The 13,681-nt window shown below is 31.4% G+C and carries 17 protein-coding genes; 5 read left to right on the forward strand and 12 right to left on the reverse strand.

Annotated features, from left to right (window positions below; all coding sequences use genetic code 11):
* The first annotated feature begins 12 nt into the window (after positions 1-12).
* Entirely contained in the window at positions 13-408 is a 396-nt protein-coding gene (locus tag E5167_RS11220; RefSeq protein ID WP_136844116.1) for a lipocalin family protein, read from the forward strand.
* A 121-nt stretch (positions 409-529) separates the two neighbouring features.
* Complete coding sequence (locus E5167_RS11225) at positions 530-778, forward strand: hypothetical protein (protein WP_136844118.1); 249 nt, start codon at positions 530-532, stop codon at positions 776-778.
* Between the two features lie 4 nt (positions 779-782).
* Here the strand turns inward: E5167_RS11225 and E5167_RS11230 are convergent, their stop codons facing one another.
* From E5167_RS11230 to E5167_RS11255, 6 genes are all read right to left on the reverse strand, one after another.
* On the reverse strand, positions 783-1,751 hold the full coding sequence (locus tag E5167_RS11230; RefSeq protein ID WP_136844120.1) for a CPBP family intramembrane glutamic endopeptidase: 969 nt from the start codon (positions 1,749-1,751) through the stop codon (positions 783-785).
* A 3-nt stretch (positions 1,752-1,754) separates the two neighbouring features.
* Positions 1,755-2,789 (reverse strand): o-succinylbenzoate synthase, encoded by a 1,035-nt coding sequence (locus E5167_RS11235; protein WP_136844123.1) that lies wholly within the window; start codon positions 2,787-2,789, stop codon positions 1,755-1,757.
* The gene (locus E5167_RS11240) at positions 2,790-3,467 is read right to left on the reverse strand and encodes a metal-dependent hydrolase (protein ID WP_136844125.1); all 678 of its coding nucleotides are present in this window, start codon (positions 3,465-3,467) and stop codon (positions 2,790-2,792) included.
* 37 nt (positions 3,468-3,504) lie between these two features.
* A complete protein-coding gene (locus E5167_RS11245; RefSeq protein WP_136844127.1) occupies positions 3,505-4,995 on the reverse strand; it encodes a hypothetical protein in 1,491 nt (496 codons plus the stop codon).
* Positions 4,996-5,057: 62 nt separating this feature from the next.
* Positions 5,058-5,969 carry a 1,4-dihydroxy-2-naphthoate octaprenyltransferase gene (gene menA / locus E5167_RS11250; protein ID WP_136844129.1) on the reverse strand — a complete coding sequence of 304 codons (912 nt, stop codon included), beginning with the start codon at positions 5,967-5,969 and terminating at the stop codon, positions 5,058-5,060.
* A gap of 12 nt (positions 5,970-5,981) precedes the next feature.
* A complete protein-coding gene (locus tag E5167_RS11255) occupies positions 5,982-6,821 on the reverse strand; it encodes a 1,4-dihydroxy-2-naphthoyl-CoA synthase (RefSeq protein WP_136844131.1) in 840 nt (279 codons plus the stop codon).
* Between the two features lie 101 nt (positions 6,822-6,922).
* On the opposite strand from E5167_RS11255, the gene E5167_RS11260 reads away from it, so the two are divergent.
* Positions 6,923-7,336, forward strand: a complete 414-nt coding sequence (locus E5167_RS11260) for a hypothetical protein (RefSeq protein WP_136844134.1) — start codon at positions 6,923-6,925, stop codon at positions 7,334-7,336.
* On the opposite strand, the gene E5167_RS11265 is transcribed toward E5167_RS11260, so the two are convergent.
* The 5 genes from E5167_RS11265 to E5167_RS11285 all read right to left on the reverse strand — a co-directional run bounded on the left by E5167_RS11265 (position 7,337) and on the right by E5167_RS11285 (position 12,011).
* Positions 7,337-8,173 (reverse strand): CvfB family protein, encoded by an 837-nt coding sequence (locus E5167_RS11265; RefSeq protein WP_136844136.1) that lies wholly within the window; start codon positions 8,171-8,173, stop codon positions 7,337-7,339.
* An 84-nt stretch (positions 8,174-8,257) separates the two neighbouring features.
* A complete protein-coding gene (locus tag E5167_RS11270) occupies positions 8,258-8,596 on the reverse strand; it encodes a DUF2853 family protein (RefSeq protein ID WP_136844138.1) in 339 nt (112 codons plus the stop codon).
* A 73-nt stretch (positions 8,597-8,669) separates the two neighbouring features.
* The gene (gene menD, locus E5167_RS11275; RefSeq protein ID WP_136844140.1) at positions 8,670-10,430 is read right to left on the reverse strand and encodes a 2-succinyl-5-enolpyruvyl-6-hydroxy-3-cyclohexene-1-carboxylic-acid synthase; all 1,761 of its coding nucleotides are present in this window, start codon (positions 10,428-10,430) and stop codon (positions 8,670-8,672) included.
* Between the two features lie 32 nt (positions 10,431-10,462).
* Positions 10,463-11,581, reverse strand: coding sequence for a chorismate-binding protein (locus E5167_RS11280; protein WP_136844142.1), 1,119 nt, complete (start codon positions 11,579-11,581; stop codon positions 10,463-10,465).
* Positions 11,582-11,585: 4 nt separating this feature from the next.
* A complete protein-coding gene (locus E5167_RS11285) occupies positions 11,586-12,011 on the reverse strand; it encodes a PaaI family thioesterase (RefSeq protein WP_136844144.1) in 426 nt (141 codons plus the stop codon).
* A 54-nt stretch (positions 12,012-12,065) separates the two neighbouring features.
* Here E5167_RS11285 and E5167_RS11290 point away from each other — a divergent pair, with 54 nt between their 5' ends.
* Positions 12,066-12,704: an alpha/beta hydrolase gene (locus E5167_RS11290; RefSeq protein ID WP_136844146.1), complete on the forward strand. Its 639-nt coding sequence runs from the start codon at positions 12,066-12,068 to the stop codon at positions 12,702-12,704.
* Positions 12,701-13,276, forward strand: a complete 576-nt coding sequence (locus E5167_RS11295) for a GNAT family N-acetyltransferase (protein WP_136844148.1) — start codon at positions 12,701-12,703, stop codon at positions 13,274-13,276. Before E5167_RS11290 ends, E5167_RS11295 begins: the two co-directional genes overlap by 4 nt.
* 20 nt (positions 13,277-13,296) lie before the next feature.
* Here E5167_RS11295 and E5167_RS11300 read toward each other — a convergent pair whose 3' ends face one another.
* Positions 13,297-13,572, reverse strand: a complete 276-nt coding sequence (locus E5167_RS11300) for a thioredoxin family protein (RefSeq protein ID WP_136844150.1) — start codon at positions 13,570-13,572, stop codon at positions 13,297-13,299.
* Positions 13,573-13,681: the final 109 nt, after the last annotated feature.

Genomic DNA, 13,681 nt, shown 5'->3' on the forward strand with positions numbered 1-13,681 from the left:
TAATTTAAAGCTATGAAAAACATACTTATTATTACAGCGGTATTATTTCTCTTTAGTAGTTGTACTAAAAATGACAGTCAAGAAAATTATGATAACGATATATATGGCACTTGGCAGTTAATAGAACGATTTGATGGAGGCTCACCCAATCCAAACCAACCTGTTGAAAATGGTGATGTTATTACTTTTAACCTAGATGGCGCCTTTGCAAATAGCTCTTATAATTGCGATGGAAATTATCAAATAAATAATTCAATAGTCGAAATTAATATGCCTTGTGTAACTTCAAATGCTTTAGAGTTTTCTTTTAGCTTTGATGATGTTGGTAACTTACTAATGACAAGTTACCCAAATACTTGTGTTGAAGGGTGTTATGATAAGTATCTAAAAGTTATTACAGAGGATTAAAACTTCTCTCTCTTTTGATTTTTTAATTTGATATTGCTAACACACTTTTCTTGTAACATTTTCCAACTATTCACCACTAATATAATAAAGGTTAATTATAGGAGGTAGTGGTTCAATGTCAATGGCTAGTGCTAGTTTAAAGTACAACAGGTCGCTTACAGGAAAGCGAAAGTTTAAAAATGCAAAAGATTTAATACTTAAAACATCTGGCAAAACTAAACTTGAGTTTAAGGAAGTAAGCTCGTTAGAATTGGCAAAAATAAAGCGTAAAATACGACTCGATGCTCGCAAAAGAGTACAACGAACAATTATTGCTTATATCTCTGCGGTTATAATTACTGTTTTAATTATTGTATATCTTGTCTATTAATAGATTAAATATCCTCTCCTAAAACTTTGTAATCTTCCTTTGGTGGTTCTACAACTGCACCAAATAGTTTTTCTTTCCAATTGCTCCATTTATATCTTTTGGCAAAAATAAAAAGCAGTATTGGAAAGAGTATAAATACAGGTGCAAACACATCAATGAATCCTGCTTCTGTTGGATCGGAAATATCTTTAAAAATAGAATGTGTTTGAAAAGCGGTCCAATCGGCGGTTACTAATAAGGCAGTAAATAGATTGTTAGCTGCATGAAAACCTAAAGCTAACTCCAAACCTTCATCCATAAGCGTCATGATGCCTAAAAACAAGCCTGTTCCTATGTAATAGACCAATAAAATATATCCTAGTTTTTCAATTTCTGGGTTAGCAATGTGTAATAATCCAAATACTGTAGATGTTAGCAATAATGGAAACCATCTATTCTTTACCAAAACACCAATCCCTTGCATTAAATAGCCTCTAAACAGGTATTCCTCAAAACTAGTTTGTAGTGGCACTAATATCACTGCAATAATGCATAATACTATAAACTTCCCAAGATTGAAATTAAGTTCGTAACCCTCAGGCTTCATAAAATAATCTACTAATATTAATCCTGAAGAAATAATTCCCCAAAACAAGAAAGCAAACCAAAAGCGTTTCCAATCTATTTTTTTTCTAGACGTGGTAAGCATTTTAAACGATTGCTTATGCAAAAATTTTACCAATAACAATAAACAAATTAGTCCACCAACAAAAGGCAATAATAGAAACATTAAGTTTAAATTAGGCTCAAATAAAGTCATGAGATAGTTAATATCCTCAAATTTTGATTGGTCTGCAGTACCATCAAAAACCTTCGTCATTAACGCAATTAAATGTGGCATCGAAAAAACTCCAACACCAACAATAGCTCCCATAACTCCAATTATATAACGCCACCAATCGTGTTCTACTTTAAAAACTTGTGATATATACATACTCTATAGGTTTACGTTCCAATGTTTATTTTTATTGATTTGCAATGTACCATTTTTTACTTGTAATGGCGACTCAAAATTATTAGTAAACAGGCTTCCAGTTCCAAGACCTTGATACATCTTTGCTTTTAAGCTATAGGTCCATTGTGCAATGGCATTTAAACCAATATTGCTTTCTAAGGCACTGGTAATCCACCAACCAATATTTTGACTTTCAGCAAGGTTAATCCATTCGTTACTTCCTTTAAAACCTCCTATTAAACTTGGTTTTAAAATTATGTATTGCGGATTGATAATTTGTAGTAATTCTTGCTTTTTTGTTACAGAAAATACTCCAATCAATTCTTCGTCTAAAGCAATTGGCAAAGGCGTATCTTGACATAATTTAGCCATTGCTTCAAACTGACCTTGTTTTATTGGTTGCTCAATGGAATGTAATTCTAATTTTGATAACTGTGTTAGTTTGTCTAAAGCTGTTTCTGGTGAAAAAGCACCATTGGCATCCACGCGAAGTTCTATATCGTTTACGCTAAACTCTTTTCTGATAGATTTTAATAACTCTATCTCGATTTGAAAATCTATGGCGCCAATTTTTAATTTAATGCACTTAAATCCTTGTTGAATCTTGTCTTTTATTTGCTGACTCATAAAGGCTTTGTCTCCCATCCACACCAAACCATTTATAGGAATAACGTCTTCTCCTCTAGTAAATTTAGATGGAAATAAAGTGAATTTATCATCACTCTCTAATGATTTAAAAGCCATTTCCAGTCCAAATTGAATGGAAGGGAATTCGACAAGCTCATTCAGCAAACTTTCTAAACCAATTTCTATATTATCACAAGTTCTCATTAAGGCAGCTTCATAGTCTGGTCTATCATCAATACTCAAACCTCTTAAAATACCACACTCACCTATTCCTGTTTTACCATCTTTTTCAAGAATGATAAGCCAAGTTTCTTTTTGGGTTAGTACGCCTCGAGACGTACCGCTAGGTCTCTTAAAATCTAATATATACTTTTGGTATGAGGCTTTCATTTATAATTCTATAGACTCACCTATTTCTAGAAGCATTAAATCTTTATCATTTTCAAAAAATTTACGTTTGGCGCTTTCATGATCAATTTCTATATAACCAAAGGTGTCAAAATGGTAACCTAGAATTTTATCACATTCTACAAAATCTGCTGCAATTAACGCATCGTCTATTCCCATGGTAAAATTATCACCTATTGGCAAAATGGCAAGGTCTAATTTTGTTTGCAGCGGAATTAATTTCATATCGTAGGTTAAGGCTGTATCGCCAGCGATATAAATGTTTTTACGCTCGCCTTCTATCACAAAACCTCCAGGTTGCCCACCATAACTACCATCTGGAAATGATGAGGTATGAATGGCATTAACGTATTTAAGCTTTCCGAATTCAAAATCCCAGTTTCCTCCAAGATTCATTGGGTGGCCTTCCAAACCTTTGTTTTGGAAATGCGTTACAATTTCATAGTTAGACACAATAACAGCTTCGGTACGTTTTGCTATAGCTTCTACATCTAAAATATGATCTTGATGCGCATGTGTTAGCAAGATATAATCTGCCTTTAAAGTATCTATATCAATGCTAGAAGCTTTAGGGTTTCCTGAAATAAAGGGATCGACTAAAATGGTGATATCTCCAATATTGATTTGAAGACTTGCATGACCTAAAAATGTGATTTTCATTTGTTTGCTATTTTTATTTGATAATATAAAACTTAATCTATTCCAAAATCATAAACTTTTTTCTAAGTCTTGCAAAATTCTCCATTATGAATTTTCCATCGTTAAAAACACCATAGTATGGTAAATAATGGGATTTTCCTTTATTGTCTTGAATTTTGTTATAATTTACATTACCATCTATACTATACTCTATATCATAAAGAGATGAAGACTCAAAAAGGCCTTTACTTACTTTTGTGCGTCCATCATCCTTTTTTAATAAATTCTTTCCAGAATTAAGAAGAACATGCAACTTATCGTCCTTAAAAAACACGTTATAGGCTGGTTTACCATCTCTTTTATATATGCTTCTACCCCATTTTATATTAGCTTCTTCATCTAGTTTTAAAACTAAAATATCATCATAATGGTAAGTAATTGTTGAATACCCTCCCATGCCAGTATTAACATATGAGCTAGTAACAAAAAATTCTTCGGCTACAATAAATGAATTGCCAATCCCATCATCAATAATGTGATCTATATAAAAATTAGATAATTCCTTTTTATTTTTCTTTTTTGACTTTCTATAACCATATAAATCTTCATAAACTGAAGTTGGTAACGGTGATATTTTTTTGCTTGTTATAGTAAAATCTTCTTTATCAATATTAAAACTACAAACACCTTTTATTTGTGATACGCGTTTTTCAGAATAGAACCCAAGTAATTGAAAAGTTTTATTGTTATTGATTTTAAGCGACCTAATATGTTGATCTTTGTCTGTTTCAACTTTTAAGGTTTCCAGATTCTTATTAGTGATTTTATTTAAAATAAAATCGTAATTAGCTTCACCATTTTTCTTTTCACTTCTACCTTTTAAAAACTGTTTACCAATTACAAAGACTTCCTGATTATTAGTAATAATAATATCATTTTGCTCATAGAATCTCTCTTTGTGCTCATTATAACTTTTACTAAATACCAAACTTAAATCATTAGTATCAAAAACATGTATCAAATATGAATTAAGATTCTTTTTCACATTGTCTGTAGTAATCGCTAAGTACTTACCATTTGGAGACATTGCAAAGCTTGTCTGTCTTTTATTACCTCCTGAGAAAAGTGGTTGTTTTTTTTCAACAGAGGCGTCTAATAGTTTTGTTTTTTTATATGTATTATCCTTAAAGTTAAATGTATGGCAATAAACTATTCTTTCTTTTCGCTTTGGAGCATGAACAGTAAATACTTTGATTTCGTCACCGTAAAATAAATTATCAACATAAGACTCCTTAGAATCTAACTTAATTATTTTTGTAAAAATCTTGCTATAGTTTTCGTCAAAAGCATCAAAAATAAGTTCTCTTTTTCCTATTCTTAAAACACCAATATTACTGTTATCAGTAGTATATATCCCTTTAATATCCCAACTCTTTACAATATCTCTATACGCTGAGGTTTCAGTTACGTTTAAAGTAGATACTTGGGAGAACGCGCTATTTGCTAGTATAAAACAAACAACAAAAATTAGTTTTGATAATAATTTCATTATTTAAAATTTAAATGAATTGATTGGAGTTAAAAAACAGTTTTAAAAGTACATAAAACTCATTAAAGAATATGAATTATTTGACCAATTCCTAACAAGATTGCAAGTAAAAATGTGGATAGTGCTAATACTTTTAATTGAGGGTCTAAAGATTTAGCTTCTTTCGCTTTTATAACTGCCAGAAGATGTGTTACTAAAGGAATAAAAGCAATAACAAACATAAAGTTAGATAAAGTTCTGTAATACAAAACACCAAACAATAGGCTAAAAACAATGGCACTTACAATTAAAAACACATGATATGCTTTCGCTTTTTTAAAACCTAATTTTACTGCTACAGTTATTTTGTTAGCATTGGTATCAGACTCTATATCACGCATATTATTAAGGTTTAGAACACCTGTGCTTAACAACCCTATAGAGAAGGCAGGCAACAATAATACATGATCTAATTGCTTAGTGTATAAAAAATAGGTTCCTAGAACACTCAAAAGCCCAAAGAACATAAACACCATAACATCTCCTAAAGCACGATACCCATAAGCCGATTTCCCTATGGTATATTTAAGAGCTGCAAAAATGCTTATTACACCTAATGCAAAAAAGAGCATGGCATATAGAAAATATTGTGAGCCAAACGAATTATAGATTAGTAAAAAGACAAATAAAATAACTATGAGAATATTGATTCTAATGGCCGAAAACATCTCTTCAGGTGTTATCTTACCACTTTGTAATGCTCTTTCTGGACCAATGCGTTCTTCATTATCAGTTCCTTTAACACCATCACCATAATCATTTGCTAAATTTGATAGTATTTGCAAGCTAATGGTTGCCAATAATGCTAAAATGAAAATCAACATATTAAAAGCACCATTATAGTAAGCTAAACAACTTCCAACAATTATTCCAGAAACCGATAATGGTAGTGTACGAAGTCTAAAAGCAGAAATCCAAGGTTTAATTTTCTCCATAAATTTCTTTGCTTATGGTATCCATTTTTTTTCGAAGTTAGGTTTACGTTTTTCTAAAAACGCATTTCTACCTTCAATAGCTTCGTCTGTCATATATGCTAAACGCGTTGCTTCACCTGCAAACACTTGTTGACCAACCATTCCGTCGTCAGTAAGGTTCATGGCAAACTTTAGCATTTTTATAGAAGTTGGTGATTTTGCCAAAATTTCCTGAGCCCATTCATAGGCTGTATCTTCTAACTCATCATGAGGAATTACTGCATTTACCATTCCCATTTCGAAGGCTTCCTGCGCTGAATAATTTCTACCTAAAAAGAAAATCTCCCTTGCTTTTTTCTGTCCTACCATTTTTGCTAAATAGGCACTTCCATAGCCTCCATCAAAACTGGTGACATCCGCATCAGTCTGCTTAAAAATAGCATGTTCTTTACTGGCTAGTGTTAAGTCACAAACCACATGTAAGCTGTGTCCTCCACCTACTGCCCAACCAGGAACTACAGCAATCACTGCTTTAGGCATAAAACGAATTAAACGCTGTACTTCCAGTATATTCAATCGGTGATACCCGTCTTCTCCAACATACCCTTGATGCCCTCTGGCCTTTTGGTCACCTCCACTACAAAACGAATAGACGCCATCTTTGGTTGAAGGACCTTCGGCACTTAATAACACCACACCTATTGAAGTATCTTCATTAGCATTATAAAAAGCATCGTATAGTTCACTTGTAGTTTTTGGTCGAAACGCATTTCTAACGTTTGGTCTGTTAAAGGCTATTCTAGCTACGCCATTACTTTTTTTATAGGTAATATCTTCATACTCTTTTACCACCTTCCATTTTATTTGACTCATAATATTTACTTATATGCTGTAAAAATACATATTAAAATAGCTTTATGGAATAAGCTGTCTTTTTTTTCTTAACTTTAAATAAACATTTTAAATCCCTCTTAATGACTATCAAAGAAACCCCTTTGGCTAGTAATGCTATATCTATTATTGAAACCAAATTTGGTAACCTATACTTCTACGATAATTTTTTAATTACTGAGATTTTTGAAGGCATAATTGTTGGAAGGAAAGAGTTTAATAAGATTTTTAATTTATGCCTTGACATATATGATAACGATAGACCTTTTGGCATTGTTAGTCATAGAGTACATCCTTACTCTGTAAATTTATTTGAGTTAATTCCAATTTCGGATAAATTCAATTCCGTTGTTGCTAATGCAGTAATTGCATACACAGATATTTCTGTGAAAAATTTTGAACTGGAAAAGCGTCTTTTAAAGTTTAAGGGTAAGTTTTTTAATAATCTGAATTCCGCCATTTCTTGGACTAACAAGGAAGTTGAAAAAGCTAAATAGCTACTTCTCTATTAACCTGATTCCGTTTTCTTCAATAGAGATAAGTCGTTGTTTATACAAAGAGCCAATTGCTTTCTTAAAACTTTTTTTACTCATTTGCAGTGTTTCTTTTATATCTTCAGGAGAAGATTTATCGGTTAGCTCTAAAAATCCACCATAGTCGTTTAACTCATCTAGAATAGTTTGAGAGTTTGGTTCAATATTTCTATAACCTATTTGTCCTAAAGAAATATCCAACTTGTTATTACGTCGTACTTTTTTAACAATGCCTTTAAGTTTATCTCCAACACTTAAATCTTTAAAAATTTCATCTTTATATATTAATCCTAAATGAGTTTTGTTTACAATAACGTTCATTCCAATATCTGATGGATGAGACACTATAATATCGACTTCATCAAAAGGTTTTACAGTTAACTCTTTATTATCTAAAAAACGATTAGTTTTACTTGAAGCCACTAGCCTATTGGTTTCTTCATCTAAATAACAATGCACTAAATACCAACCACCTTTTTTCATTTTAAAGGCTTGTTCTTTAAATGGGCAAAACAACTCTTTTACCATTCCCCAATCTAAAAAAGCGCCATGTTTAGTTACATCGTTACAGCGCAATAATGCAAAGTCGCCCTTTGTAATATAAGGTCTATCGGTTACTGCAACAAGACGTTCGTCATTGTCTAGATATACAAACACTTCAAGTTCGTCCCAAATTTTAAATTCTTCAGGTACATATCTGTTTGGCAAAAGCACTTCATTACCTTCATCATCACTCAAAAACAAACCTGGTTCCTTTTCTCTAAGTATTGTTAGTGTATTATATTCTCCAATGTGTATCATGCTGCAAATGTAAACATATTAGTAGTAGGAATAAAAAAAAGCGTCACAACTAATTGTGACGCTTTTATAATAGTAACCTTATCATTAATAAGCTGATTCTTTTTTAAAATGTTTAGTTAACAAATAGTAAACTACTGCTCTATATTTGTTTCTATTAGAGCGACCATAAGTATCCATAACTTTATTGATACCGTCGTCTAATTTATCGCTTGCTGACAATCCTAATTTCTTAATTAAGAAATTGTTTTTTACTGTTTCTAATTCTGATTCATCGCTACTTGAAACCGTAGCAGAATCTGCATTGTAAATAGATGGTCCACAACCTATGGTCACTTTTGTTAATAAATCCATATCAGGATTTACTCCACATTTGTTTTTTAAATCTGCTGCATACTTTACTATAAGGTCATCTCTTTTACTCATAATTAGGTTATTTTTTAAAGATTAATTTTTTAACTACCAATAACACTAAGATACGAAAAAAGTCACCAAAAGTTTATATTAAAGCCTTAAAATAATTTAATAAAACAGTATCGTTTACTATTCTTGGTGTACATACTTCTAAAAGCTTTGGAGTATTAGTTTCACTGTAAAAATCTATGAGTTGTTTGTTTAAATCTTCAAGGTTTTCTACTCTCGCATAATCTACATTATACATGGCGCAAAGATGCTTTGCTTCCATATTGTGCCTAGTTTCAAAATAGGTATCAAAATTTTCGGTGTTTTTATGTCCTGGAAGAATTCTAAAAATACCTCCTCCTTCATTATTCAATAAAATAATTCTAAAGTTTTTAGGAATGTAATTATTCCATAAGGCATTACTATCATAGAAAAAACTCAAATCACCTGTAATAAAAACTGTTTGTTTATTACTAACCGCTGCACAACCTATAGCTGTACTTGTACTACCATCAATACCACTTGTACCTCTATTACAGTAAATTTGTATAGATTTATTAATGTTAAACAACTGTGCATAACGAACTGTTGCGCTATTGGCTAATTGTAAAATTGACTGCTTTGGTAAGGATTTTAAAATCTTTTCAAAGGCTTTTAAATCTGAAAACGGACTAGATTTTAAATACAATTTATGTTTGGTTTGACGATGCCTTTTTACAGAATGCCATACGTCTTGATAATTACTTTTAGTTACATGAGTAACTTTTTTAAAGAATTCTGAAAAAAATTGATTAGGGCTAACTTTTACATGATTATCTAAACAAAAAAACGTGTCGTTAACATGTAACTCATCAATATGCCAATGATGCTCTGGTTGATACTTTCTCAAAAAGGCTTTTATCTTTTTAGACACTATTAAACCTCCAAAAGTTACAAGGATTTCTGGTTGTAGCTGTTTAAATTGTTCCTCGGTTAAAGGCGCAATTATTTTATCAATATTAGGAAAAAAATCAGGATGATGAAGATTAGAAGTCGTTTCAGTAAATACAATGACACTTTCATCGTTGGCTAGTTCATCTAGCCATTCTTGACTAATACTATTAGGTGCATTAACGCCAATTAATACCATTTTTTTCTTAGCATGATACCATTGATCTACCAAGTTATCTATTAAGTTCTCATCAACATTTCGCTGTTTTGTTATAACTTTTTCAACCTTAGGGTTTACTAAAAACTCATCTACCATATCATATAAGGGCTCGTCAAAAGGAACATTAATATGAACAGGTCCTTTTTTGTGAATTGCTGTATTGATAGCTAAATTTATCTCCTCTTCATTTTGACTTTGAATATTTTTTTGAATACCAAGTAGTTTCTCTAACTTACTTTCTAGGTTTTTTATAATTGCAGGTTCATTATTTTGAGTAAAACCATTCTCAACCCTAACATCTTGTCTTAAATTTGCTGAATATAAAATATGATTTTTATAAACGTTTTCTTGATTAATAGTTTGTCCATCTCCAACACCAATTAAATGTTTAGGCCTATCAGCAGAAATAACAACTAAAGGAATATTACTATAAAAAGCTTCGGCAACTGCTGGATAATAATTTAATAAAGCACTTCCTGAAGTACACACTAAAGCAATGGGCTTTTGTAATTGCTGTGCTATTCCTAAGGCAAAAAAAGCAGCACAACGCTCATCTACAATGCTATAACATTTAAAATAATCGTGATTAGAAAAACCAATAGTTAATGGCGCATTTCTACTCCCTGGAGAAATAACAATATGCTGCACTTCTTTAGCTTTACAAAGCTGAATTACGGTTTGTGCTAAGGGAATTTTTGGTAGTTTCATTTAATACACAAAGTTATTTATAATACTTGGTTTTAAGAAACTATAACGTTTTTAATCGTATTGGTTTTATTTACAGTTTCTTGCCACTCATTTTCAGCTATGGAATCTTTAGTAATTCCTCCTCCAACATATAAAATAGCTTTAGTATTTTTAAGTTGCATACACCTTAAATTAACAAACAGGTTAGTAGAGCGCTTATTAAAACTATAAGCCCTGTTTTCGATGTTTCTTGTTCCAGAGCGAGGTTCAATTTTAGTTTCTTTATTAAGTTCCCCAAGAAATCCTGAATAGAATTCGCGATTGTAATGTTCGTTATCTAAAACAAATTGCATCGCATCAATCTTTGGCAAGCCACAAACTGCAGGTGTTGGATGCAATTTTAATATAAGCTTTTGCATGTTTTTTGAATGATTTAACTCACCTGTTATATCTGTTCGTAAATGTAACAGTTTTCCTGCTTTTACTGTTCTAACTTCAGAGACATCCATGTTGTTAATGCTGTTCTTTAGTGTTTCTACAACATAATCAGATACTATTTGCTGCTCTTCTTTTTCTTTATAATCCCAATCAACTTCCAGTGTTCCTTCATAATCTTGAGTTCCTGCTAAAGCCATTGTCGAAAATTTATTTCTTTCAATACTTAACAAGGTTTCTGGTGTTGCTCCTAACCACATACCAACCTTTGGGTGATACCAACAATACACAAAAGCAGAATTATAACTATTTAAAAGCGTTTTAAATAGTTTTATAGGATCTAGTGGTAATTCGGTTTCTAAAACTTCTTTCCTGGAAACTACAACTTTTTGAAGCTCTTTTTTATTAATAGCTGTAACAGCTTTTTTAATTAAGTTAATATGATGCAACTTATCATTATCTACTTTAAAAGAAATAGGTGTTTCTTCTTCAACAACAATATCTTCAGTTGTTAATAATGTTCTTGATTTACTGTAGGGCATTAAAATGGCATCTTTTCTAATATCGAAAGGTGCAAACACAAAACCTGTTTCGGTATAATCCTCTATTTTATAGAGCACATCATCTTTTTGTAAAATAACCTTGGTTTCAAAGGTGTTTGGCAAACTGTAAGCAACAAAAGGTAGTTCTTTATTATAATGTTCAATAATATAATCGTAAAAATCTTTTGAAGTCATATAGTTATTCAGGTTTTGGAATTGCAACTGTGGTTAACTTACAAACAGATATTAGGTTTTTATTATCATCAGTAATTTTAACTTCTAATAATTGAGTTGTTCTTCCTTTATGTACAAAAGTGGCTTTTGCATATACATGACCATCTTTTACACTCTTTATATGATTCGCTGAAATTTCGATACCACGAACAAATACCTCTTTTAAATCTAGAAATATATGTGCTGCAAAACTTCCTGTTGTTTCTGCCAAAGCTACTGTAGCTCCACCATGAAGCACACCATCTGGTTGGTAAACTCTAGAGTTTACTGGCATTTTAGCAACAACAAAATCGTCTCCATAGTCAATAAATTCAATATTTAAAGTTTCCATTAAAGTGTTTTTACAAATAGAATTTGCTTGAGTTAACACATCTTCCTTAGATAATTGCATATAAAAGTTTACTTTTAATCTCTAGTTTGTAAATGTACAAAACCAGTATCAAAAATGAATTCAGTTGAAAAAGAAATATCATACAAAACCACAAACTCTTACTCTACTTTAAATGCACTTACCGAAAAGGCCAAAAATGTATGGTTTGTGTGTCATGGTATGAGTTATTTGAGTCGTTATTTTTTAAAGTATTTTAAAGAGCTTCATCCTGAAGAAAACTATATTATTGCGCCTCAAGCACAGAGTAAATATTATATTCAACCAGATTTTAAGCATGTTGGCGCTAGTTGGCTTACAAAAGAAAATACTTTGAAAGAAACAGAAAATGTCATGCGCTATTTTGATACGGTTTTTAATGCAGAAAATATTCCAGAAGACAAGAATTTAATTGTTTTAGGTTATTCGCAAGGAGTAAGCGTTGCTATGCGTTATGTAGCATCAAGGCAGTTACAATGCAATCGGTTAGTTTTAATGTCTGGTGGCATTCCTAAAGAGTTGAAAGCTGATGATTTTAAGTTTCTAAAAAACACAAAAGTGACTATGATTTATGGTACTAAAGATGAGTATTTAAATCAAAAACGTATGCAATATGAAACTGAACGTGTGAATGAATTATTTGCAAATAATGTAACTATCATTCCTTTTGATGGAAAACATATAGTGAATGTTGAACTGATTAATAATTTGGTATGATTGCACCTACTTTAGAAAACGACCGTGTAAAACTCACCTTGCTTGGCATGAGTAATTTTGAAAACTTACTTGATGTTTCAAGTCAAAAAGATTTAATACAATTTTCACCTAGTGATATTTCTACACATGAAAAACTAAAAGCCTATGTACAAACCGCTGTAGATGGGTATTATCATAAAACCATTATTCCATTTATAATATATGACAAGCAAAATCAGGCTTATGCTGGAAGCACACGTTTTGGACTCATTAACTGGAAGAATAAAGTATTACATATTGGCTGGACATGGATTGGCAAACAGTTTCAAGGCACTGGTTTAAATAAACATATGAAGTTTTTAATGCTGCAATATGCTTTTGAAACTTTAGAATTTGACAAAGTAGAATTTAGAATAGACGAACGAAACATAGCCTCACGAAAGGCGGTTGAAAAACTTAATGCGAAACTTGAAGGCATTCTAAGAAAAGACACCTTAATGCTTGATGGTTTTAAGCGAAGCACCTGTTGTTATGGTATTTTAAAAGAAGAGTGGCCACATATTAAACAAGCCGTTTTCAAAGGGTTTGAATAAATTAGGCTCACAGTTATATATCAACGCATTAATTGTTGCAATCTTTCCAGTTTATCAATCACTTCATTAACAGAAAAACTTTTTATAAACCTGTATTGTTCCTTTTTATATACCATAATCAAGACAACAGGTAGTGTAAATACTAAATGTTGCGCAGCTAATTCTTGTTGTTGCTCTACGTCAATAATGGTAAATTTTATATCTGGGAATTGAGTCGTAACACTAGTTAATAATTTAGGTTTTAAAACTTGGCAAACACTACAAGTCCTACTGGAAAAAAATAGAAGTTCAATCATTACTTTAATGACAATTATTTGATACGCTTAGATTGCGTTATAAAAAAGTTCTTGCTAACCAACCATTGAGTTCTTAAAACCCTCAAACAAAGTTACAGTACTAATTTTA

The sequence above is a fragment of the Pontimicrobium aquaticum genome (assembly GCF_005047595.1).
GTDB classification, from domain to species: domain Bacteria; phylum Bacteroidota; class Bacteroidia; order Flavobacteriales; family Flavobacteriaceae; genus Pontimicrobium; species Pontimicrobium aquaticum.

Excerpts from the sequence above, each read along its gene's own strand:
- E5167_RS11220 (WP_136844116.1), top strand. The coding sequence starts at position 13 with ATGAAAAACATACTTATTATTACAGCGGTATTATTTCTCTTTAGTAGT.
- E5167_RS11225 (WP_136844118.1), top strand. The coding sequence starts at position 530 with ATGGCTAGTGCTAGTTTAAAGTACAACAGGTCGCTTACAGGAAAGCGA.
- E5167_RS11230 (WP_136844120.1), bottom strand. The coding sequence starts at position 1,751 with ATGTATATATCACAAGTTTTTAAAGTAGAACACGATTGGTGGCGTTAT.
- E5167_RS11235 (WP_136844123.1), bottom strand. The coding sequence starts at position 2,789 with ATGAAAGCCTCATACCAAAAGTATATATTAGATTTTAAGAGACCTAGC.
- E5167_RS11240 (WP_136844125.1), bottom strand. The coding sequence starts at position 3,467 with ATGAAAATCACATTTTTAGGTCATGCAAGTCTTCAAATCAATATTGGA.
- E5167_RS11245 (WP_136844127.1), bottom strand. The coding sequence starts at position 4,995 with ATGAAATTATTATCAAAACTAATTTTTGTTGTTTGTTTTATACTAGCA.
- menA (WP_136844129.1), bottom strand. The coding sequence starts at position 5,969 with ATGGAGAAAATTAAACCTTGGATTTCTGCTTTTAGACTTCGTACACTA.
- E5167_RS11255 (WP_136844131.1), bottom strand. The coding sequence starts at position 6,821 with ATGAGTCAAATAAAATGGAAGGTGGTAAAAGAGTATGAAGATATTACC.
- E5167_RS11260 (WP_136844134.1), top strand. The coding sequence starts at position 6,923 with ATGACTATCAAAGAAACCCCTTTGGCTAGTAATGCTATATCTATTATT.
- E5167_RS11265 (WP_136844136.1), bottom strand. The coding sequence starts at position 8,173 with ATGATACACATTGGAGAATATAATACACTAACAATACTTAGAGAAAAG.
- E5167_RS11270 (WP_136844138.1), bottom strand. The coding sequence starts at position 8,596 with ATGAGTAAAAGAGATGACCTTATAGTAAAGTATGCAGCAGATTTAAAA.
- menD (WP_136844140.1), bottom strand. The coding sequence starts at position 10,430 with ATGAAACTACCAAAAATTCCCTTAGCACAAACCGTAATTCAGCTTTGT.
- E5167_RS11280 (WP_136844142.1), bottom strand. The coding sequence starts at position 11,581 with ATGACTTCAAAAGATTTTTACGATTATATTATTGAACATTATAATAAA.
- E5167_RS11285 (WP_136844144.1), bottom strand. The coding sequence starts at position 12,011 with ATGCAATTATCTAAGGAAGATGTGTTAACTCAAGCAAATTCTATTTGT.
- E5167_RS11290 (WP_136844146.1), top strand. The coding sequence starts at position 12,066 with ATGAATTCAGTTGAAAAAGAAATATCATACAAAACCACAAACTCTTAC.
- E5167_RS11295 (WP_136844148.1), top strand. The coding sequence starts at position 12,701 with ATGATTGCACCTACTTTAGAAAACGACCGTGTAAAACTCACCTTGCTT.
- E5167_RS11300 (WP_136844150.1), bottom strand. The coding sequence starts at position 13,572 with ATGATTGAACTTCTATTTTTTTCCAGTAGGACTTGTAGTGTTTGCCAA.